Below are 1,858 nucleotides of genomic sequence, written 5' to 3'. Positions count from 1 at the left end.
GCCCAACCGACGAGCCACCAACAAACGCCCAACTAATTCGGAAGTTTGTTGCTAACAATAATCTTCACCCTAACCTAACTTCGATCTGATTATGCCGGAAAACGATGCTATCCGCCTTACCCAATACAGCCACGGAGCCGGTTGTGGTTGTAAAATATCTCCTAAAGTACTGGAGAGCATCTTAGCTTCCAACGACGACTTTCATGATCCTAATCTGATTGTCGGCAATAGTACCAAAGACGATGCTGCGGTGTACGACGTAGGGCAGGGGCAAGCAATCATCAGCACTACCGATTTCTTCACCCCGATTGTAGACAATCCATTTGACTTCGGGCAGATTGCTGCAGTAAACGCGCTGAGCGATGTGTACGCGATGGGTGGAAAACCTACCATGGCGGTCGCAATTCTAGGTTGGCCCATTGATAAGATTCCCGCGGAAGTAGCCCAACAAGTGATTGCCGGAGCGAAGGCTGCTTGTCGTAAAGCCAATATTCCACTAGCGGGAGGGCACAGCATTGATGCTCCTGAACCGATATTTGGATTGGCTGTGACCGGACAAGTTCTGTTAGAACACGTTAAACGAAATGACCAGGCTACTCCTGATTGCAAGCTCTTTCTGACTAAGCCGCTAGGAGTGGGTATCTTGACTACCGCTCAGAAAAAAGGGATAGTGAAAGAGGCCGATTTTCAGACTGCTCGAGAAAGTATGCTGCAACTGAATAACGTCGGAATGCAGTTTGGCCGCCTCTCGTACGTAAAGGCCATGACCGATGTCACTGGGTTTGGTCTATTAGGTCATCTGACCGAAGTCTGCGAAGGTAGTCAGGTAAGTGCGATTGTTAATTACGATAAAGTACGTCGTCTTGAAGGCATCGATCAGTATATTGCCCAGGGTAGTATTCCGGGAGGAACCCAGCGCAACTGGGATAGCTACGGGGCGAAGATCAGTCCGATAAGTGATGAGCAAAAGGCATTATTATGCGACCCACAAACAAGTGGCGGTTTATTAGTAGCGGTAGAAAAGGCGTACGAAGCCAGTTTTATTCAATATACCCGGTCCATTGGATTGTCATTGGAAGCATTCGGTGAGACTACTGAACCGAGTGATGTACTGATTCAGGTTAACTAACCGCTGAATAAACCGTTACTATTTTAGCTACTAGTTTTACAGTTATGAGTTTACTACAATCTTTGGTTCTACTACTTTCTTTAATGCTATTTGCTTGTGGTGATGCCGGTGAGCAGCGGGTAGATACCACAGCGGTGCAGGAAGAAATGGCCCAGCGGGAGCCTAAGCGGGTAATGCCCGAAGATATCACTGAAGCAGCTTACCGGCAAGGTGGTTCTATGGCTCAGCAGATGATTTCACTCGTAATAAAGCAGTACCAAGAAGAAAAACCGGCAATTGAATTTACGGCTTATTTACAAAGCCAATCAGTCCACACCTTTGCTGGCGATGCCACCGTTCATTGGATTCCAGTGTCTACTCAGGCTAATGATCTACCGGGAAAAGAACAGCAAATCCTGGAGGCTTATCGCTACAGTCAGCAGCAGCGGCAGGAGTTGATTAATAATGTACAGCGCATTGGTGAAGATACGCTGCTCTACACCCATCCGGTTATGCTCAACGACTCGCTACGTACTTCACTTAGTTTACCTGCCGATACCGAAGAAACACTATTAGGCATGTGGAGTATTTATTTTCCTAAAAAAACCATTATTCAGGATATGTAAATCGCTAAAGGTATGAAATCACTCGCAACTTTTGCCGTACTAATTCTTGTAAATCTAACTGCTCTTCAAGCGCAGGCATTAGGCGAAGATTCTTTAATTCATTACTACTTCAATGATAAAGAAG

General features: G+C 46.1%; 2 protein-coding genes. Both read left to right on the top strand.

Annotation, left to right across the window (positions count from 1 at the left end; genetic code table 11):
- The first annotated feature begins 91 nt into the window (after positions 1-91).
- Positions 92-1,129: a selenide, water dikinase SelD gene (selD, locus tag WBA23_RS09080; protein WP_424581958.1), complete on the top strand. Its 1,038-nt coding sequence runs from the start codon at positions 92-94 to the stop codon at positions 1,127-1,129.
- A gap of 44 nt (positions 1,130-1,173) precedes the next feature.
- A complete protein-coding gene (locus WBA23_RS09075; RefSeq protein WP_424581957.1) occupies positions 1,174-1,734 on the top strand; it encodes a hypothetical protein in 561 nt (186 codons plus the stop codon).
- Positions 1,735-1,858 lie beyond the last annotated feature (124 nt).

The sequence above is a fragment of the Tunicatimonas sp. genome (assembly GCF_049647865.1).
Classification (GTDB): Bacteria; Bacteroidota; Bacteroidia; order Cytophagales; family Cyclobacteriaceae; genus Tunicatimonas.
Note: the sequence above shows the minus strand (reverse complement) of the source record. Positions and strands in the feature narration are given on the sequence as shown.

Bases quoted from the DNA above. Each gene is read 5' to 3' on its own strand.
- WBA23_RS09075 (WP_424581957.1), top strand. From the start codon at position 1,174: ATGAGTTTACTACAATCTTTGGTTCTACTACTTTCTTTAATGCTATTT.
- selD (WP_424581958.1), top strand. From the start codon at position 92: ATGCCGGAAAACGATGCTATCCGCCTTACCCAATACAGCCACGGAGCC.